Annotated in this window: 20 protein-coding genes; 17 read left to right on the top strand and 3 right to left on the bottom strand. The window is 32.6% G+C overall.

Features of this window, described 5'->3' with window-relative positions:
• Positions 1-131 precede the first annotated feature (131 nt).
• The gene (locus CD128_RS02785) at positions 132-1,178 is read left to right on the top strand and encodes an alpha/beta hydrolase (protein ID WP_103328560.1); all 1,047 of its coding nucleotides are present in this window, start codon (positions 132-134) and stop codon (positions 1,176-1,178) included.
• Positions 1,179-1,310: 132 nt separating this feature from the next.
• Here the strand turns inward: CD128_RS02785 and CD128_RS02790 are convergent, their stop codons facing one another.
• Entirely contained in the window at positions 1,311-1,817 is a 507-nt protein-coding gene (locus CD128_RS02790) for a GNAT family N-acetyltransferase (RefSeq protein ID WP_103328561.1), read from the bottom strand.
• Positions 1,818-1,979: 162 nt separating this feature from the next.
• On the opposite strand from CD128_RS02790, the gene CD128_RS02795 reads away from it, so the two are divergent.
• The 7 genes from CD128_RS02795 to CD128_RS02825 all read left to right on the top strand — a co-directional run bounded on the left by CD128_RS02795 (position 1,980) and on the right by CD128_RS02825 (position 9,300).
• Positions 1,980-2,903 (top strand): NAD(P)H-binding protein, encoded by a 924-nt coding sequence (locus tag CD128_RS02795; protein WP_103328562.1) that lies wholly within the window; start codon positions 1,980-1,982, stop codon positions 2,901-2,903.
• Between the two features lie 15 nt (positions 2,904-2,918).
• Entirely contained in the window at positions 2,919-3,593 is a 675-nt protein-coding gene (gene graR, locus CD128_RS02800) for a response regulator transcription factor GraR/ApsR (protein ID WP_103328563.1), read from the top strand.
• The gene (locus CD128_RS02805) at positions 3,586-4,626 is read left to right on the top strand and encodes a sensor histidine kinase (protein ID WP_103328564.1); all 1,041 of its coding nucleotides are present in this window, start codon (positions 3,586-3,588) and stop codon (positions 4,624-4,626) included. The genes graR and CD128_RS02805 overlap by 8 nt, the downstream gene beginning before the upstream one ends.
• A gap of 124 nt (positions 4,627-4,750) precedes the next feature.
• Positions 4,751-5,512 (top strand): ABC transporter ATP-binding protein, encoded by a 762-nt coding sequence (locus tag CD128_RS02810; protein ID WP_103328565.1) that lies wholly within the window; start codon positions 4,751-4,753, stop codon positions 5,510-5,512.
• Positions 5,502-7,391: an FtsX-like permease family protein gene (locus CD128_RS02815; protein WP_103328566.1), complete on the top strand. Its 1,890-nt coding sequence runs from the start codon at positions 5,502-5,504 to the stop codon at positions 7,389-7,391. The genes CD128_RS02810 and CD128_RS02815 overlap by 11 nt, the downstream gene beginning before the upstream one ends.
• 272 nt (positions 7,392-7,663) lie before the next feature.
• Positions 7,664-8,281, top strand: a complete 618-nt coding sequence (locus CD128_RS02820; protein WP_103328567.1) for a DUF47 domain-containing protein — start codon at positions 7,664-7,666, stop codon at positions 8,279-8,281.
• 14 nt (positions 8,282-8,295) lie between these two features.
• Complete coding sequence (locus CD128_RS02825) at positions 8,296-9,300, top strand: inorganic phosphate transporter (RefSeq protein ID WP_103328568.1); 1,005 nt, start codon at positions 8,296-8,298, stop codon at positions 9,298-9,300.
• A 722-nt stretch (positions 9,301-10,022) separates the two neighbouring features.
• On the opposite strand, the gene CD128_RS02830 is transcribed toward CD128_RS02825, so the two are convergent.
• Complete coding sequence (locus CD128_RS02830) at positions 10,023-10,838, bottom strand: LysM peptidoglycan-binding domain-containing protein (protein WP_103328569.1); 816 nt, start codon at positions 10,836-10,838, stop codon at positions 10,023-10,025.
• Positions 10,839-11,271: 433 nt separating this feature from the next.
• Between CD128_RS02830 and CD128_RS02835 the strand changes: the two genes are divergently transcribed.
• The 5 genes from CD128_RS02835 (at position 11,272) to CD128_RS02855 (ending at position 16,296) form a co-directional block, all read left to right on the top strand.
• Complete coding sequence (locus CD128_RS02835; RefSeq protein ID WP_103328570.1) at positions 11,272-11,949, top strand: Bax inhibitor-1/YccA family protein; 678 nt, start codon at positions 11,272-11,274, stop codon at positions 11,947-11,949.
• A gap of 320 nt (positions 11,950-12,269) precedes the next feature.
• Positions 12,270-14,429 (top strand): helix-turn-helix transcriptional regulator, encoded by a 2,160-nt coding sequence (locus tag CD128_RS02840; protein WP_103328571.1) that lies wholly within the window; start codon positions 12,270-12,272, stop codon positions 14,427-14,429.
• 139 nt (positions 14,430-14,568) lie between these two features.
• Positions 14,569-14,928, top strand: a complete 360-nt coding sequence (locus CD128_RS02845) for a transcriptional regulator, SarA/Rot family (protein WP_103328572.1) — start codon at positions 14,569-14,571, stop codon at positions 14,926-14,928.
• 163 nt (positions 14,929-15,091) lie between these two features.
• Positions 15,092-15,808, top strand: a complete 717-nt coding sequence (locus tag CD128_RS02850; RefSeq protein WP_103328573.1) for a YebC/PmpR family DNA-binding transcriptional regulator — start codon at positions 15,092-15,094, stop codon at positions 15,806-15,808.
• On the top strand, positions 15,808-16,296 hold the full coding sequence (locus CD128_RS02855) for a cupin domain-containing protein (RefSeq protein ID WP_103328574.1): 489 nt from the start codon (positions 15,808-15,810) through the stop codon (positions 16,294-16,296). Before CD128_RS02850 ends, CD128_RS02855 begins: the two co-directional genes overlap by 1 nt.
• A gap of 70 nt (positions 16,297-16,366) precedes the next feature.
• On the opposite strand, the gene CD128_RS02860 is transcribed toward CD128_RS02855, so the two are convergent.
• The gene (locus CD128_RS02860) at positions 16,367-17,470 is read right to left on the bottom strand and encodes a 5-methyltetrahydropteroyltriglutamate--homocysteine S-methyltransferase (protein ID WP_103328575.1); all 1,104 of its coding nucleotides are present in this window, start codon (positions 17,468-17,470) and stop codon (positions 16,367-16,369) included.
• 219 nt (positions 17,471-17,689) lie between these two features.
• Between CD128_RS02860 and CD128_RS02865 the strand changes: the two genes are divergently transcribed.
• The 4 genes from CD128_RS02865 to CD128_RS02880 all read left to right on the top strand — a co-directional run bounded on the left by CD128_RS02865 (position 17,690) and on the right by CD128_RS02880 (position 21,151).
• Positions 17,690-18,310, top strand: a complete 621-nt coding sequence (locus tag CD128_RS02865) for a ribonuclease FAU-1 family protein (protein ID WP_103328576.1) — start codon at positions 17,690-17,692, stop codon at positions 18,308-18,310.
• A gap of 231 nt (positions 18,311-18,541) precedes the next feature.
• Entirely contained in the window at positions 18,542-19,396 is an 855-nt protein-coding gene (locus tag CD128_RS02870; protein ID WP_103328577.1) for a LysR family transcriptional regulator, read from the top strand.
• Between the two features lie 46 nt (positions 19,397-19,442).
• Positions 19,443-20,663, top strand: coding sequence for a sugar efflux transporter (locus CD128_RS02875; RefSeq protein WP_103328578.1), 1,221 nt, complete (start codon positions 19,443-19,445; stop codon positions 20,661-20,663).
• Positions 20,663-21,151: a DUF456 domain-containing protein gene (locus CD128_RS02880; RefSeq protein WP_103328579.1), complete on the top strand. Its 489-nt coding sequence runs from the start codon at positions 20,663-20,665 to the stop codon at positions 21,149-21,151. The genes CD128_RS02875 and CD128_RS02880 overlap by 1 nt, the downstream gene beginning before the upstream one ends.
• Positions 21,152-21,244 lie beyond the last annotated feature (93 nt).

Here is a 21,244-nt window from a genome sequence, read left to right on the forward strand (position 1 = left end):
ACCCAGACTTTACAATTTAGAATGAATGTTTTACCCTTAAAAGCAATTCGTGAACTTGATACGGATTGCTTTTTCTTTTTTTGAAAAGGCAGAACCCAATAACCAATCTTCAGTTGAAAGGACTGCAGGGGATGACGAACCAACGTAAATGGCTAACTATGACAAGTATAGTGGTGTTAATTGTGGGGGGATTGTTAGCGTGGAATTTATATTCACATTATCAACACACCCAAAAACAGCAAATTGCCCGTGAAAAGGTAAAAGTCGATAATCCGAATGTCAAACTTTTTCAAAATATAACGTATAATACACATATACCGGGCAGTCAATTAGATATCATGACGCCTACTGATGTGGATAAGGATAGTAAATTGCCGGTTATCTTTTGGATGCATGGCGGTGGCTATGTAGCGGGAGATAAACAGTATAAGAATCCGTTACTTTCACAGATTGTCGAACAAGGCTACGTCGTCGTTAACGTTAACTACGCTTTAGCACCAAATTTTAAATATCCAACACCTTTAATACAAATGAACGACGCGGTGCAATTTATCAAAAATAACAAAGACCATTTCCCAATAGATTTGAATCAAGTTGTGATAGGTGGAGATTCAGCAGGTGCGCAATTGACAAGCCAATTTGTTGCAATGCAAACTAATCCTCAATTACGACAAGAAATGAATTTTAAACAACAATTTACGCCACAGCAATTGAAAGGCGCTATCTTTTTTGGTGGGTTCTATGACATGAAGACAGTTAGAGCGACAGAATTCCCTAGAATTCAAATGTTCATGCGCAGTTATACCGGTAAAAGCCATTGGGAAACAGACTTTAAGAATATTTCTCAAATGTCTACGCTTAATCAAGTCACTAAAGATTATCCAGCAACCTTCTTATCAGTAGGTGATGCCGATCCATTCTATAGTCAAAATATTGAGTTTTATCATAAGTTGAAAGATGAACATGTGCCTGTTAGCACGTTATTTTACGATGGTTCTCATCATTTACATCACCAATATCAGTTTCATCTCGATAAACCAGAATCTAAAGAAAATATGAAGCGGGTTCTTGAGTTTCTAAGTCGTAATACGTCATCTTCAGGTGTTGAACAACAACAACAAGCACCACTAGACGGTTCGACGAATTCGGATAGCCATTTCTCATTATCACCTTATTAAAAATAACAATAAAAAACGTCCTGAGAATTGAAATCAATTCTCAGGACATTTTTATTGTATTGGACGAATTAAATGTGTACTTAAAATTAATCATTATGACTATGATTAGCGTATAATATATACTGTAATTATTCAGATAAGTAACTTGGCCATGACATATTTATTGTAGTATTTGCCATCGATATATAATTTGTCTTTAAGTTCGCCTTCAATGTTAAAACCCGCACCTTTAAAAAGTTCAACAGCCCGATCGTTTTCAGGAACAATTGAAGCTTCGAGACGTTTAATGTCGTGATTAATAGCCCAAGCTTCTACAGCATTGATGAGCGCTAAACCTACACCATGTTTTTGATATAATTGACTGACGCCAAGTGTTAGAACGGCTTCGTGTTTGATACGCTCTAACTCTTCAGTGGTAACTAATGCAGAGCCTACTAATTGGTCATCTTGTTCGGCAACGAAAATCGTATTACGCGGAGAGGTAATAATGCGTTCCAGATAGTCACTAACACTTGAAACGCTTGGTGTGAATTCGCCAGGATTATATAGTGTATAGTCTGATTCATCATATATTTTGCTAAGAAGTTTCATAAAGTCTTCAACGTCTTTGATACTGATTTCGCGAATGATATGAGCCATTTGGCTTCCTCCCAATGTAATGCATTTAAAGAGGATAGACCTCCAATTATTTGTAACTAAATAAATTTAGGTTTTCCTCTTATCTTAAAGATTATTATACCAATATTTTTTGTATATACATATAATAAAAAAATTTTGAAAATAAAAGGAGCAATTCTAAATATGAAACCGAATGTATTATTAGCTGGCGGTAGTGGTTATATTGGTAAATATATTAGTAATGCAATAGAAAATGATGTTAACTTATATGCATTGTCTAAATATCCAAATACTAAAAAAGAGCATAACGACCGTATTCAGTGGTTGCAACGGGATATTTATAACTATGAAGATGTTGTAGCAGCTATGGAAGGGATGGACATCGCCGTTTATTATTTAGATCCGAATAAAAACTCTGCTAAGTTAACTCAAGCAACGGCTCGTGACTTAAATTTAATTGCTGCAGATAACTTTGCGCGAGCGGCAGCTAAACAAGGGCTTCATAAAATAGTGTATGTGAGCGGTAGTCGTTTCGACAGTGAAACGGTTCAACGTTTAGAAAATTATGGCGTACCTGTTGAAACAACAAATACTCAAATTAAACGACCCCATATTAACGTAGAATTGCAAGTATCTAAGTATGATGATGTACGCACAGCGTTAAGAATTATCTTACCTAGAAAATGGACTTTAACGCACATAGTTGATTATTTCTTTACATGGCTTAATGAAACACGTGGGACATTGGTACATACGTATAAAAAAGATGATCATTATATTATTTATTCACGAAACAAGGCTAAGCCATTGCTAATTTTAAAGAAGAAGGAAAACGATACTGGACTAGTCACATTACATCTTGTAGGCGGTTCAATGGTTAAACCTAATTTTAAAAAGCAAGGGAAGTTAGAATTTCGCCAAATTAAGAGTACACGTCTCGTTATAGTTCATTTATACGACTATATTCCTAGATTATTCTGGCCATTGTATTATTTTATCCAAGCGCCAATACAAGGTTTAATCATGAGAGGATTTGAAATTGATTGTCGTATTAAACATTTCAATGGACGCGTCCAATCTGGAGAAAAAATGAAATATACAAAATGATAAGGTGATAAAATCATGCAAGTATTATTGGTAGAAGATGATCAAACATTATTCCAAGAATTGAAGAAAGAATTAGAACATTGGGATTTCTTTGTAACAGGTATTAACGATTTTAGTTCAGTAATGGAGACATATGAAGAAGCCAAGCCAGAAATTGTCATTATGGACGTGCAATTACCTAAATACGATGGCTTTTACTGGTGCCGTAAAATTAGACAAGTATCTAATGTACCTATCTTATTTTTATCTTCTCGTGATAATCCAATGGACCAAGTAATGAGTATGGAACTTGGTGCTGACGATTATATGCAAAAACCTTTCCATACTAATGTATTAATTGCGAAGTTACAAGCTATTTATCGACGTGTATATGAATTTGGTGCAGAAGAAAAGCGTACATTGAATTGGCAAGATACCATAGTCGATTTATCTAAAGATAGTATTCAAAAAGGCGAGACGGTCATTTATTTATCTAAAACAGAAATGATCATTTTAGAAATGCTTATTCAAAAACAAAATCAAATTGTTACGCGCGATACCTTAATTACAGCATTATGGGACGATGAAGCTTTTGTCAGCGATAATACATTAACTGTGAATGTTAACCGTTTAAGAAAGAAATTAGCTGACATCGAAATGGATACTCAAATTGAAACTAAAGTAGGCAAAGGTTACATGGCACATGAGTAATATAAAATGGTTTTGGTTATTTCTAAAAACACGAAGTAATTGGATATTTTGGATAGTTTTTTTACATCTCATTTTATTAGGTATTGCTTATATTGATTATGATATTGCGATTCGCAGTGTGGCTTATATTGTATCGTTAAACCTTGGTTTAACGTGTGTATTTCTTGTTTTTACTTTTCTAAAAGAAGTAAAAATATATCAACATTTGCATAATAATAAAGAAATTGAAGAAATAAAGCATAAAGAGTTAGCGGAAAATCCATTTCAACAAGAAATGGTCGATTATTTGTATCGCAAATTAACGAATCAAAAAGAAAAAGTAGTGGAACAACAGCTTCATATACAAAATACCGAGCAGTCATTAACTGAATTTGTGCATGATATCAAAACTCCTGTGACAGCGATGAAGCTATTGATTGATCAAGAAGAAGATGTGGAACATAAAAAAGCATTATTATACGAATGGGCGCGTATTAATGAATTATTAGATAAGCAACTTTATTTAACACGATTAGAATCAAAAAATAAAGATATGTACTTTGAATTAGTTCCGTTAAAACGACTAGTAATTGAAGAAATCCAACTAACACGCCATATTAGTCAAGCTAAGGGAATTGGCTATGATTTGAATTTTGATATTACGCCTGAAGTATATACAGATGTGAAATGGTGTCGCATGATGATACGTCAAATTTTATCAAATTCATTGAAATATTCTCAAAATCAAGACATTGTCATTCGTTCTTTTAATCGCGACGGTTATGTAGCACTGGAAATTAAAGATTTCGGTAGAGGAATTAGTCACAAAGACTTACCACGTATATTTGAACGTGGATTTACTTCTACAGCGAATCGTAACGAAACCACATCTTCTGGTATAGGTTTGTACTTAGTTGATAGCGTGAAACAACAGTTAGGAATTGATGTGGGAGTAACGTCTACCGTCGGCGAGGGAACTACATTTGTCTTAACTTTTCCAAAGCAAAATGAAATCACAGAACGAATGGGTCAAGTGACAACAATGTCATATTAAATGCGTGATTTGTCATTTCATCTTCATTTCTATCATTGCATTAGAGACTATAATAAAACTGATTAAACAGGTACGAAATACTTAACAATGTTGAATATAAAGAAGAATGAGGTGAAACATCCAGTTGACAATATTAGAGGCGAAACAAGTAACAAAGACATATGGCACGAAACAAACGGCACAAGAAGTATTAAAAGGGATTGATTTAGCTATTGAAGAAGGCGAATTCGTGTCTATTATGGGTCCATCTGGTTCAGGTAAAACGACTTTATTAAATGTATTAAGTTCGATTGACTATTTGACTCATGGCTCAGTTATTTTAGGAGACCAACAATTAGAAAAATTATCGAATAAAGCATTATCTGAAATTAGAAAGAAAGATATAGGATTTATCTTTCAAGAATACAATTTATTGCATACTTTAACAGTTAAAGAGAATATAATGTTGCCGTTATCGGTTCAGAAACTGAGTAAGCAAGAAATGAATGAACGATATGAACGTATTACAAAAAGGCTTAACATTTTTGATATTAGTAACAAATATCCATCAGAAATATCTGGTGGACAGCGCCAACGTACGTCAGCGGCGCGTGCGTTTATTACACACCCAAAGATTATCTTCGCTGATGAGCCAACTGGAGCATTAGATTCAAAAAATACGCGAGATTTGTTGCAACGTTTTCAAATGATTAATGACTTATATAATGCAACGATTGTCATGGTGACGCATGATCCTTTAGCAGCAAGTTTCTCTAATCGTGTGGTTATGTTGAAAGATGGGCAAGTGTTCACGCAATTGTATCAAGGTGAAGATGATAGTCAAACCTTCCATAAAGAGATTTTACGTGCGCAAAGTATTTTAGGTGGCATGGTCTATGAGTTTTAGTCATATTATATGGAAGAATTTTAAGCAAAACGTGACGCATTATGCCATCTATCTCTTCTCGCTCATACTTAGTATTGTGTTGTTTTTCAGTTTTATTACTATTAAGTATGTCCATCATTTACATATACATCAATCATTATCAATGGTGCGACAAGGCTCTCAGATTGGGAGTTATTTTCTATTTATTATTATTATCGTTTTTATTATCTATACCAACATGTTGTTTATAAAGCGACGAAGTTATGAATTTGGACTTTTACAAACGATAGGTTTAGATAAAAAGCGTATTATCTATATGTTAATGCTAGAACAAGTATTCATCTTTTTACTTACTGCTATTTTAGGTATTGGGATTGGTATTTTAGGCTCGAAGATTTTATTAATGATTGTATTGAAAATTTTAGGTATACATACCTCAGTATCCATTGTCTTTAGTTTTCAAGCTATTGGACAAACGTTATTAATTTTAGTGATGGCATACCTTTTAATCATCATACAAGCCTGGATATATTTAACTAAGCATTCCATTCAAAGTTTAATGAAAGCGCACGAAAGTAAAGATGAAAATCAAGTGACGCTCACTATTGGTGAAATTATTTTAGGAATATTGGGAATCGTTTTAATTCTCGCAGGTTATTATTTATCAACGCGCTTCTTTGATTTAATAGATAATATCTTTATACCTTTCATTATTCTATTTCTTACAGTTATTGGGGCTTATTTCTTTTTTAGAAGTACTGTTTCTCTCATATTAAAGATGATTAAGCGTTTTAAAGGTGGAAATGTCAGTGTGAATGATGTCATTTTTACATCGTCACTAATGTTTCGTATTCGAAAAAACGCATTCTCACTAACAGTTTTGGCAGTTGTTTCTGCAATTACAGTCTCTGTCTTATGCTTTGCGGCGCTTAGCCGAAGTTCATTAAACAATGAAGTGCTTTTAGAATCACCTCATGAAGTAACATTGAAAAATGAAAATATAGCAAATGAACTTGGAATTGAATTAGAGCATCATCACATCAATTATAATTATGACTTTAAAGAAGTTGTTTATTCTCAATTATATAAAGATCATTTATTTGATGTAAGTCCAGGTAAACCTTATGCTGTAACGGTTACTAGTGACAAATATTTTTCTAATATTTCTTTAGAAAAAGGGCAAGCCACGCTACTTATACCTAAAGGTGTAGCACACGGCTTGATGCAACATAGAGCACATGGAACAGCAGTTATAGGTACTAAGAAACACAATGTCAAAATTAAACTAAATAATGTAGTAAAGAAAATCTATTTTGAAGAAGATGTAGATTTGGGTGGTCCTACATTAGTTCTTAATCAAGATGAATATAATTATCTTAAAGCACATTCAAAAAGTAAAAATGTTGTGTCGCAATATGGTTTTGATTTAAAACATAATAAAGATCTTCCTAAGCTAGAACGCATAGTAAGTAATTTGAATAAAGATGTTCAAACAAGAAGCCAAGTTGTAAGTGAAATATCTAGTTTAACTGGTATTTTATTATTCGTTTCATCATTCTTAGGTGTCGCATTCTTAATAGCAACAGGGTGTATTATTTATATTAAGCAAATTGATGAAACTGAAGATGATTTAGAAAATTATTCAGTGCTACGTAAATTAGGCTTTACTCAAAAAGATATGGCGCAAGGCTTAAAATTAAAAGTAGCGTTTAATTTCGGTCTACCATTAATTATTGCATTGTTACATGCTTATTTTGCTGCCTTAGTATTTATGAAATTAATTGGCTTCGGTAATCAAAGACCTATTTTTGTAGTTATGGTGATTTATACAATAATTTATAGTATTTTCGCGATTATTGCTTATAACCATTCTAAACGAACAATTAATCACTCAATTTAGAAAAATTGAGCTAATATTTTCTGTTTGTAAAGAATTTGTAAATGTAATTGTGGATATGTAAATTTTGTGATATTTTCAAGTAGGGACAAATTCAGTATTAGAGTCTTACATTTAAAAAAAGTAAAACATTATATTTACATAAAATTTACAAATTGTCAGAAAAAGGCATTTGAAAGTTCTTATCGTAAATGTATTCTTTATATTAAATTGTCTTACAACGAATAAAAATTAACGATGTGGTTGGTAACAATCGCTAAATTGGAGGCTTTATAATGTTTACTAAGAAAAAGGATAAGTTCATGGTTCAATTAGAAGAAATGGTATTTAACTTGGATCGTGCAGCAGTTGAATTCGGGAAAATGGATTTCAATACGCATTTAGATTTAAAAGCTTATTCTGACAATATCAAAACCTACGAGTCACATGGTGACGATCTTATGCATCAAGTTATTACAGATTTAAACCAAACATTCATTACACCAATCGAACGTGAAGATATCTTATCTTTATGTAACGCTATCGATGATGTACTTGACGCTATGGAAGTAACAGCTGGCATGTTTGAAATGTATTCAATTGAATATACTGATGAATATATGGCTGAATTCGTAGAAAACATCCAAAAAGCAGTAGCGGAAATGAAATTAGCTGTTGGATTATTAGTTGATAAAAAATTATCTCACATGCGTATTCATTCTATTAATATTAAAGAATTTGAAACAAACTGTGACGGTATCCTAAGACAATCAATTAAACACATTTTCAATAGTGAAACAGATCCAATCACATTAATTAAAATAAAAGATATTTATGAAAGCATGGAAAAAATAGCAGATAAATGTCAAGTTGTAGCAAATAACTTTGAAACGATTATTATGAAAAATAGCTAAGGGAGTTTTAATTTATGGATTATGTACTAATTGTCACTATAGCTATCGTTGTATTTTCTTTAATCTTTGACTTTATCAATGGTTTCCATGATACAGCCAATGCGATTGCTACAGCAGTATCTACACGTGCATTAACGCCAAGAACTGCGATTTTATTAGCAGCGATTATGAACTTCGTCGGTGCCTTAACTTTCACTGGCGTAGCTGGTACTATTACTAAAGATATTGTAGATCCATTCAAATTGCACAATGGTTTAGTTGTAGTATTAGCAGCAATTTTGGCAGCGATTGTATGGAACTTAGTGACTTGGCTTTATGGTATTCCTAGTTCTTCATCACATGCATTAATCGGTTCGATAGCAGGTGCTGCTATCGCCGCTGAAGGATTTGGAGCACTTCACTATCAAGGTTTCACTAAAATTATTATCGTATTAATTGTTTCACCAATTATCGCGTTCTGTGTTGGTTTTATTATGTATACTTTAGTAAAAATCATTTTCAAGAATGCGAATTTAAGGAGAGCAAATCGTAATTTCCGTTTCTTCCAAGTATTTACTGCGGCATTACAATCATTCTCTCACGGTACGAATGATGCGCAAAAATCAATGGGTATTATTACATTAGCCTTAATCGTAGCAAATATACAAGATGGTTCGAATGTTGAACCTGAACTTTGGGTTAAAATAGCCTGTGCGACTGCGATGGGTCTTGGTACTGCCATTGGTGGTTGGAAGATTATTAAAACAGTTGGTGGAAACATCATGAAAATCCGTCCAGCTAATGGTGCAGCTGCTGACTTATCATCAGCATTAACAATTTTTGTAGCTTCATCATTACACTTCCCATTATCAACAACACACGTTGTATCTTCATCAATCCTTGGTGTAGGGGCTTCTAACCGTGCAAAAGGTGTAAAATGGAGTACAGCACAACGTATGATCATTACTTGGATTATTACATTACCAATCTCTGCGCTATTAGCAGCAGTTATATTCTGGATAATGAGTATCTTCTTATAAAAATCGATTCAAAATAGCTACATACAATATATAATTAAAAATCCTAGTATACTAAGCCATCTAAACAGATGAGAGTATACTAGGATTTTTGTTTAGTTATAAATATAGAAAATGTATTTTTTGAAAGAAAAAGTTTAAGTTTTAAAATATGTAGATCAGTAGTTCTAAGATAGATTACGACGTGTAGTTGTGGAGACTCCTGACTCCTAGGGGAGCAGTATGTTTATTGAACCTAAGTGCTATGGCACTTAGGTAAGTAGTTCTAAAATGGATAATGGAACGTAGTTGAGTGCGGGGCCCCAGCACAAAGACTTTCGCATAGAAAGTCAACAAACAAAGCAAGCTGGGGACGGGGCCCCAACATAAAGAATGTCGAATAGAAATTCTACAAGCAATGCCAGTTGGGGTTGAGGAACTTAAGTGTTTACACACTTAAGTAAGTAGTTCTAATGATTAAAATCAAAGAACTACTTTACAAGACCAAGGCTCGACCCAGCCCCCTAGGCAAGCATCTCAACTTAAGTGTAATATCAATCCATTTAAGAACTGCTTTAAAGACGGCACCCCTGGAAAGCTTAGCAACTTAAGTGAGTGAGTATCTATCTAAGAACGCCTTTACAAGACTACAGGCTTGAGCCTTTCCTACAGTATGCTAAAAGAGCTTGAATATAAACTTAACCCCGTCATACCATTAAGTTATGACGGGGCCTTTTTAAATAAAATTAATGAATATAATTATAACTTGAAACTGATGATGCAGGAATAATACGTGTATTTGTATTATAAGGTCCATTTAAATAGTTCATCTCAGAAATTAAAATACTTCCATCTGCATTCACACGTTCTACGTATGCTACGTGCCCGTAGAATCCATCAGTAGTTTGCATAATTGAGCCAACCGTAGCCACGTGGTTAACTAAATAACCATCTTGTGCAGCATTACCTGCCCAAAATTTTGCATCAGACCAATATGTACTAATAGGTAAGCCAGCTTGCGCACGACGATTAAAAACATACCATGTACATTGTCCAGCTGTATATAAATTTTGATGACTATATGTAGGAGAAGTATAACCATTATTACTATTACTTGTAGCAGCCTTAGGAGTAGCTGTAGAAGTAGCAGTATTACCACTAGGAATTCTCAATTGTTGATTTGGCGTAATTAAATATCCAGATAAATTATTAGCTTTCATAAGGGCATCTACTGAAATGCCATATTTTTTAGCAATAAAAGAAAGAGAATCGCCTGATTGTACTGTATAAACTGATGATGATGTAGAAATAGAGCTCAAACTTGAGTTTGAATTTGAAGAACTTGAGCCGCCAATTGTAAGCACTTGACCAGGGAAAATAATATTATTAGAAAGATTGTTACTTTGTTTAATACTATCTACTGATGTATTGTATTTTTGAGCGATACTCCACAAAGATTCGCCAGCTTGGACAGTATGTTGTGTCGACGCTTCAGCGTTATGATTAGAAAATAATGCGACGGCCCCAGATGCAACTGAAACTGCGAATGCTAACTTTTTCAAACTTAATATCCTCCTTGACTCCTGATAATTTATTATAAATAAAATTTGTTCACTTAAATATTCATAAATTCATTCATATATCACGTAAATATATTATCAAAAATTTGGACTAGTTTGGGCGTTGTTATTATCTTGTAATATTATTAACATTTGACCTGTTTTTTGTAAAAATGGCTCAGCCGTTGACACACGTAAGTTTAAAGCCTTTATAATAATATATATTTTTTATAAAAGAAGAAATTTGTAACATTTCTTAGGTATGTAACTTCCAAATTTTACAATTAAATAGGTGAAAATAATTATAGTAGTGATAAACATAGATGTTTTGAGGGAAATATATACGAAAACGGATTGAAACTTTTAAAATTCAATCATCATAAGTTACAATCAGAATGAAAGAGGAAATAAAATTTATTGGAGAGAGGTTAGATATATGGCGCATTCTTCAAATGCTTCTCAGCAGAATACTTCTGAAAATAAACAAAAACATAAAGCACACGATAATCAACACTCTCATGCTTATTCGAAAGTTTGGCTCTTTTTCACATACTATTGGATTATTTTTGGAATAGGTTGCTATTTTGGACAATACTTACCAATGGAATGGAGAAAGCCTTTATCGATCGCTTTATTTGTAATTATTTTAGCCACGTTATTTATTCAACGTGCACGTAAATATGGATTAATTATTTCTCATATTTACGCTATTATCGTCGGCTTATTATCCTATGCCACTTTTACAATGTATATGCAAAATTTAGGTGCAGAAGTGTTTTATAAGAATATTTTACTAGCAATAGGTGCATTCATTGTATTTGGTATTTTAGGCTACTTCATTATTAATGATGCTTCAAGTTTAGGAAAGTATTTATTTGTTGCCCTTATTGCACTTATTATTGGTGGATTAATTGGAATATTTGTACATAATCCGATTTATCACACTGTTATTACAATCATTGGTTTAATTCTATTCTTGCTATATACCTTATATGACTTTAATAGGATGAAAAGGGGAAATTTCACTCCTCGAGAGATGGGTTTCAACCTCTTTATTAACTTATTAAATATTATTAAAGATGTGTTAAGGCTAGCAAATCGCTTTAAAAACTAAAATTTAAAAGATATAATACCTTATAATATGTCAAAGATGTTGACGGATTGTTTTCAATCATTTCAATTTTGTAGAGTAATCATTTAGTATGACAAGTTACTTTATATATTTGTAGGAATTGAGGGCAATTAACGTGACATCTTTTTTTAACCTTTTTGAATACCAATTTAATAAGAAATTAAAATTAATTTATATATATGTGAATTTTTGATTTAGTATTAATGTTGTGGTAGATTTACATTTAAACGCTAAACTGATGTTTTTAGGGATATAAATTAATCAAAAGAGTAAAGCTATCAAGAAAAGAAAGAGGTGAAGATATGTCCAGTGCCTATTTCCACTTATTAACGAAACATGAATATAACATGACACGTTGCCAAGATGGGATTATTCTTCTTTTTCCAATAGAAGGTCAACTAAAAGTGAAACATTTTACAAAAATGGTTACTGTAGAAAATGAGATTTATATTATTAACAATTCAGATGTCTTTTCTATTAGAGAAAATACTAAAACACTCATGCTTTATATAGCGAGCGATTGGTTTAGAGAACAAGGTTATAAATTCTTCGACTATAAGTATTCAACTAATTTAGTAAAAGCGATGAATGCTATAAAACGTGCTTTATTACAAATAGCAGATAATTATTTAAGAAATGCGACGACATCAGAGGACACTCAACCTATTGTAGATATCGTTAATATTATTGGTAAACAAGGAAGTATTGAAAAAAATATAGCAAATAATCAATATAATTTCTCATACTATGGCGAATTAAGTGAAGTGTTGGAATATATCAATAAGAATATAACTGAAAAGTTAACCTTAAAAGACATATCCTCTAAATTATTTACATCTAAATCGAATTTGTCAGCGCAGTTTAATCAATTATTAAATATAGGCTTTAAAACATATGTCGACACTCTTAAAATAGCTAACTCTTTTGAATTATTATTAACAACTAATGACACTATTAGTTTAATTAGTGAAAAAGTCGGTTTTAGTAACGCTTCAAGCTACTCTAAAACTTTTAAAAGTTATCTTGGTGTTACACCAAATGAATATCGTTCATGTAGTAAATATGAAAAATCAATTATCATGGATTATGAACATCAAATTGATGATAGTCTAAAAAATATAGAAAATATTATTAGATTAAAACAACAATATTATGATCAAAAAATTGAACATAAAATATATGTAGATTCTAAAATTGATACAATAGTCAATCCTTATTATTTAGTAATACAAGTTAATACTATTGAGGAACTGAAATTATTATTTTTAGAAAATTTTGCGAAACCTCTCTTTCATAAAGACTCTACATTAATGTTTTATTTAAGAATTAATATGCGAGATATTAAAGAAAAACTTACAGTAAAAGAACGCCAAAAACTATTTGAATATATTATAAGAAATAATCTAAATGTCACTTTTAAATTAGAAGATTTAAACTTGGTTGATTTCTTAGAATCTAATTATGAAGATGTAATGGCTCATTTTACAGCACAAAATGTAGATATCAATAATGCCCAACAACTTGGATTAGTATTTGACTTAGAAGATATTGATTTAAAAGCAATTTACCGTGTGATTTTGAAAATTCAGCATAAAACAAATCGATTTACCTTTGGATTAGAAATCGCAAAATTGCTTAATGAACCTGTTCTTTTTAAAACATTAGAATCACAAATAAAAAGAATCAATTTTGAGTTTTTATATATTGATAATGCAAAATTAAAAATGCCTTACTTAATTGAACAAAATGAACGGTTATTAGTTAAGAATATTTTGCGCTATCAGAATATACGAGAAATTTTAAAACAAATTGATTTAGAAGAACAAAAAATTATATTTTTAAATTTTGAAAATCATAATTTTATCGATAATACGAATAATGATCTTAATAATAGTGCGCCTCTTTTAATGGAAACAATTATTAAAACTGCATGTTATTTCAATGGAATCGGTTTTAATTTCAAACAATATCCACATTTATTTAATGCGCTTCATTTATTTGATGAAAATGGGTTTAAATCTATTCTTGGTACAATGATTGATCAGATTATCATTATGAGTAACCAACCTAAATACGTTAAAGATAATTATATTATTACTGATGAAAAGGATTACTATACTGTTTTTGTATATGATTGGCGTGTGTCTGAAAGTGAATCTAACGATATGAACTATGATCGAACAGACGTATATATAGATTTCAATGAAGATCAGTTAAAAAGAACATATTTAGTTAAAATACAAAAAATTGATGATTATCACGGAAACATTAATAACGTAATATCTAGAGATATTAGAGATAAATATGATTGGTCGAATACATTTCTAAAACGAATGGATCAACTCATGCATCCTTCATATAAAATTAGAGAGCATAATTTCAAAAATGAGCCACTAAAAATAAAACTAAATTATAATTCCTTGTATATTATTAAAGTGTATAAAAACAAAAAGATTAAATAATAAAATATGTTGTACAACAATATTTAAGTTTGTTAGTAAATTTAACAAAAATTTCAAAACAAATGAAAAGGACAAGCCTCCAAATTTAAAAGATAATATAAGATGAGTTGTCCGCTTATATTTGGAGGTGCAAGAAGCATTGAATAATGACAAACTGAATAAATTGCTAGAATTCTATAAACAATATAAAGCATTATCAGAATATATAGATAAACAATATAAGTTGACATTAAATGATTTAGCTTTATTAAAATTAGCTCATGAACATATCGCAGAAGATCAAATGTTAATGCAATCATTCTTAAAAATCGCAATTGATGAGCTAGATTTGAGTAGAACTAAATTATTAGTTTCAATTCGCAGACTTATAGAAAAAGAAAGATTAAGTAAGGTACGTTCTACAGAAGATGAACGTAAAATTTTTATCTACATGGATAAAAAGAATATTGAAAAATTTAATGCTTTATTTGAAGATGTTGAAGAATTTTTAGATCTTTAATTTAAGAGATGGGAAATACTGACGGCCGTAGCGCTTTGTCAGTATTTTTTATTTTCAAAAAAAGTAACGAAATAGTTAATCCCGATATGATACGCCTACTTTAGACAACACTAAAGTAATACTATATAATAAGGATTATTGAGTATGAAAGTGAGATGACATTATGGGACGTAAATGGAACAATATTAAAGAGAAAAAAGCCCAAAAAGATAAAAATACAAGTAGAATATATGCTAAATTTGGTAAAGAAATCTATGTAGCTGCAAAATCAGGTGAGCCTAATCCAGAATCTAACCAAGCATTACGTTTAGTACTTGAAAGAGCTAAAACTTACTCTGTACCAAACCATATTATCGATAGAGCAATCGATAAAGCAAAAGGTGCTGGCGACGAGAACTACGATCACTTACGTTATGAAGGTTTCGGACCAAGTGGCTCAATGTTAATCGTTGATGCTTTAACAAATAACGTAAACCGTACTGCATCAGACGTAAGAGCAGCATTCGGTAAAAACGGCGGAAACATGGGCGTATCTGGCTCAGTAGCTTACATGTTCGACCACACTGCTACATTTGGTATTGAAGGCAAATCAGCAGATGACGTGCTTGAAGCGTTAATGGAACAAGACGTAGACGTAAGAGACGTTGTAGAAGACGGCGACTTAACAATCGTTTATGCTGAACCAGATCAATTTGCCCAAGTACAAGACGCTTTACGTCAAACAGGCGTTGAAGATTTCAAGGTTGCAGAATTTGAAATGTTACCACAAACAGATATTGAATTATCTGAAGAAGACCAAGCTACATTTGAAAAATTAATCGACGCACTTGAAGATTTAGAAGACGTTCAAAACGTATTCCATAACGTGGACTTAAAATAATGAATGCTAACGCAGAATATTGGATAAAGCATCTTAATCTTACGCCACACCCAGAAGGTGGCTATTATAAAGAAACCATGCGAGAACCTATGAGTAACTCAGAAAGAGCGCCATTCAGTAGCATTTATTTCCTACTGAACACAGGCGATATCTCACACTTCCATCGCATCGACGCCGATGAAGTATGGTATTATCATGCAGGCGCACCATTAACGATTCATATGATTACGCCAGACGGCGATTATCAAACTGCTCAATTAGGTCCTTTTTTGGAAAAGGGGAATGTATTGCAACACCTCGTGCCAAAAGGTACCATCTTCGCCTCAAGCCTAACCGATACAGAAGGTTATAGCTTAGTAGGGTGTATGTGCCAGCCAGCCTTTGAATTTAACCACTTCGAGTTATTCACTCAAGACGAGTTACTCAGCATGTACCCCCAACATGAAGCTATTATTAAACAATACGCCCTAAAACACAAAGACAATTAGCATACAAATAAGCTACACAAAGCCCATACTGACAAGAGCTTCGTGTAGCTTTCTTACATTAACAAGCCTATCATTCCGCACTACCCAATAATTCATTCGCCAATTCCACAACATACGCCAACTTCGCCCATTGCTCTTCTTCAGTAAGATGGTTACCTTCCTCAGTAGAAGCGAATCCACATTGAGGACTAATACAAATATGGTCTAAATCCACATACTGTTGTGCTTCTTTGACACGTTGCTTAATTAATTCCTTATCTTCAAGTTCCGGCGTTTTCGATGTAATTAAACCAAGAACAGCATACGCCTCTTTATTAAAATAACGTAAAGGCTCGAAATCGCCCGAACGATCATCATCATATTCTAAGAAGAAACCATGCAAGTGTTCTTTAAACAAATACGGTGCAATGGCTTCATAACCACCTGAAATCGCCCACGTAGACTGATAATTACCACGACAAATATGTGTCGTTAAAACTAAATCATTTGGTAAACCGTCTACTGCTTCATTAATCACTTTATACGCTAATTCTCTAGCTTGTACTTTTTCTTCATCCGTACGTTGACGTCCACGGACTTTTTGCGTACCTTCAGTCAACCCTGCCCAATATACATCGTCGATTTGAATATAACGTGCGCCTAAATCATAAAATTTCTGTAAAGATTGATGATATACTCTAGCGATATCATGTGCAAAGTCTTCAATATTAGGATAAACATCTTCATTTAATATATTGGGATGGAATAATTGGTTAGGACTAGGAATGGATACCTTTGCAGTAGCGCGTCCATCTACTTTGTCATATAAAAATTTAAAATGTTCAAAGTGGGGATGTTGAGGATTATAGCTCACTTTATCAACGACTCTAACATTGTGTGGACGCGTTTCTACACCTTCAAATTCTAAACCATGCTCAGGCGTATAACCTTCTACGCCATCAATATTTTCTAAGAAATCAAAGTGCCACCAACTACGGCGGAATTCGCCATCAGTAATACTATGTAAGCCAATTTCAATTTGTTTTTCAATAATACGTTCAATTTCTTCGTTTTCAATTTGGGTTAAATCTTCTTGAGAAATTTCATTATTGTTAAATTTAGCACGTGCCTCTTTTAAACGTTGAGGACGTAAAAGACTTCCTACGTGATCAGCTCGAAATGGTTTAATTGACATATGCAAGACTCCTTTACACTCTATTTAGAATTTTCTAACAATTTAAAATAAAGTTATCAAATACGAGTATTTTTGTCAATTTTCCCTAAAAAACGAATAGATGTAGTAAAATAAAAAATGAAAAATTAATGACTATATGTGCGAATTACAATTACATACGACTTAAGATGACATCACTAGGTCAGTTTAATATAATAATGACAAGGAGTTGGTGGCTTTATGAAAATAAAATACATAGATAAACGTCACTGGCGTCGCCTTATTGAACGTGATTATATAGAGGTTAAGGTAAATAATAATAGATTTAAGGGTATTATTGGCTTGGTCACGATGAGGAAGGTTCGTGAACCTTTAGAGGTGACGGTAGTAGGCCAGAATATAGTTGTTGCTAAAGATAACTATCAATGGTTACAAATCTTGCCGGAAAAGAAACGATATAGTATTACTGCAATGTTTGATGATAAAGGTCAACCATTGGAATACTATTTTGATATTAATATTAAAAATATTACGCAAAAAGGGAATGCGAGAACATTAGACTTATTTTTGGATGTTTTAGTCTTACCCTCCACAGGCGAATATGAACTCGTAGATGAAGAGGATTTAGCATTGGCTTTGAAAAATGGACAAATTACTAGAAAACAATACCATGAAGCTTATATGATTGCGCATCAATTGATGATTGAAATCAGTGAGAACTTTTCAGAAGTTAATCAGCGTATTATGTATTGTTACAACAAGATGGTGGGCAAACTGAATAAACCAAATAAACCAAGTAAAACAAATCATCATAAAACGTATAAGCATCATATGAAACAAAGCAAATCTCATCCTAAATAGTGCACACATCGCATGTCGCGCACACGCGCCTCACGCGTCGCATATTGCAATTGCAACAATCATATCGCAATTGTCCGTCGTACATCACGTGTATGTGTATTCCATGGATATTCGATGTGACATCTTAAACGTCGTTTAAACCATTAGTTTAATTAATACAAATGACCTTCACTATCAATTATCTTAACCGTCATAGCCATATTCGTGGATAAACAGAAGTAGGGGGAAGCTATGAAAATAGAGGATTACCGTTTATTAATTACATTAGATGAAACAAGAACGTTGCGTAAAGCTGCTGAAATTCTATATATTTCACAACCAGCAGTAACACAACGTTTAAAAGCCATTGAGCATTCATTTGGTGTAGATATATTTATTCGTACAAAGAAACAACTTATCACAACTACAGAAGGTGCAATGATTATTGAGCATGCACGTGATATGTTAAAACGCGAGAGATTGTTTTTTGATAAAATGCAAGCACATATCGGGGAAGTCAATGGGACAATATCGATTGGTTGTTCATCGTTAATAGGGCAAACCTTGTTACCAGAAGTGCTTAGCTTATATAATTCACAATTTCCAAATGTAGAAATTCAAGTTCAAGTAGGATCAACCGAACAGATTAAAGCGAATCATAGAGATTATCATGTCATGATTACACGTGGGAATAAAGTAATGAATTTGACGAATAGCCATCTCTTTGATGATGACCACTACTTTATTTATCCGAAAGAACGTCGTGACGAAGTATCTAAATTACCATTTATAGAGTTTCAAGCTGATCCAATTTATATTAATCAGATTAAAGAGTGGTATAATGAAAATCTTGGTCAAGACTATCACGCGACGATTACGGTTGACCAAGTTGCAACATGCAAGGAAATGTTAGTCAGTGGTGTGGGGGTAACGATTTTACCTGAAATTATGATGAAGAATATTGATAAGAATTTATTTGAATTTGAAAAGGTTAATATCGATTCACAACCACTTATTCGTTCAACTTACATGAGTTATGACAGTAGTATGTTACAACTTCCACAAGTTGAATCATTTGTTACGCTCATGTTGAACTATATTCGATAATAGTTTCTAAATATTGCAATTGATTCGAAGAACTGAGGTGTAGTCTATGTTTACAGCATTATTGCATATTAAAAACTATAAGTTATTCGTTGTAAATATGATGTTATTAGGAATGGGGATTGCCATTACGGTGCCTTATTTTGTTTTATTTGCAACGAAGGAATTGGGTATGTCTACTAACCAATTCGGACTACTGTTAGCCTTAGCTGCAGTCAGTCAATTTACGGTGAATTCTATCGTAGCGCGCTTTTCCGATACACATCAAGTGAATCGGAAGGTATTGATTATAAGCGCATTATTGATGGGAGCCATCAGTTTTTCAATTTATTTTTATATACATAATGAATGGCTATTTATTATTGTATATGCTATTTTTCAAGGGTTATTTGCACCAGCTATGCCTCAACTTTATGCATCTGCAAGAGAGTCTATTAATGTGTCCTCGTCTAGAAATAACGCCAAATTTGCTAATACCGTGTTGCGTTCTATGTTCTCATTTGGATTTTTATTCGGTCCTTTAATTGGAGCATACCTAATTCAATATTCAGGCTACGCGGGCCTTTTTGGTGGTACTGTTATTATTCTTTTATTTACATTAGTACTTCAAATCTTCTTCTATAAAGACTTGAACTTAAAGCCACAAGAACAAGTGGGTGGCACAGCAAATATTGAGAAAACAGCACCGAATATGTTGAAAGACAAAACACTTTTCATCCCATTTATTGCCTTTATTTTATTACATATTGGTCAGTGGATGTATACAATGAACATGCCTTTATTTGTAACGGATTATTTAAAAGAACAAGAAGGGTATGTAGGCACATTGGCAAGTTTATGCGCAGGCTTAGAAGTTCCATTCATGGTGATTTTAGGTATTCTATCAGCGAAACTTGCGACGCGCACATTATTGATTATCGGTGCAATTAGTGGTGGCGGATTTTACTTTAGTATTGGCGTGTTTGAGAACATTTATATGATGATGGTTGGCCAAATTTTCTTAGCACTATTTTTAGCTATCTTGTTAGGACTAGGCATTAGTTACTTCCAAGATATTCTACCTGATTTCCCAGGTTATGCATCGACATTATTTGCGAATGCTATGGTCATCGGTCAATTGCTAGGAAATTTATTAGGTGGCGCTATGAGTCATTGGGTTGGTTTGGAAAATGTCTTCTTCGTTTCCGCAACATCTATTTTCTTAGGCATGATTTTAATCTTCTTTACTAAAGATCAAAAATATACAGAAGCGGATGTGAGAGTAAAATAATGACAGCAATACTATGGATTTTAATTATATTAGCATTCATCATCGCTTTTATAGGATTAATTAAACCCTTTATACCATCCGTGCTTATACTATGGATTGGCTTTTTAATTTATCAATTTGGTTTTCATGATAAAGGACTATCGTGGATATTCTACGTAGCGATGATTATATTTACCGTCTTCATTTTATTATCAGACTTTTTAATGAATAAATATTTCGTAAACCGATTTGGCGGTTCTAAATTAGGTGAGTATGTCGCGTTAATTGGTGTAATTGTAGGATGCTTTGTCTTACCACCGTTCGGAATTATTATCGTGCCATTTGTAGCAGTATTAGTCGTTGAATTAATCCAAGATTTTGATTTTGGAAAAGCACTGAAAGCAAGTTTTGGCTCAGTCATGGCATTTTTAGCAAGTACAGTAGCACAAGCTATCATCATGGTTATTATGGTTATTTGGTTCTTCATTGATGTATGGTTTGTAGGATAATTTAAAATATATAGTCACATGACACGACAAGCCCATAAATGCACTTATGCATTTATGGGCTTATTTTATATCCAAAAGATATGAAAATGTTTG

Source organism: Staphylococcus croceilyticus (assembly GCF_002902575.1).
Taxonomy (GTDB): Bacteria; Bacillota; Bacilli; order Staphylococcales; family Staphylococcaceae; genus Staphylococcus; species Staphylococcus croceilyticus.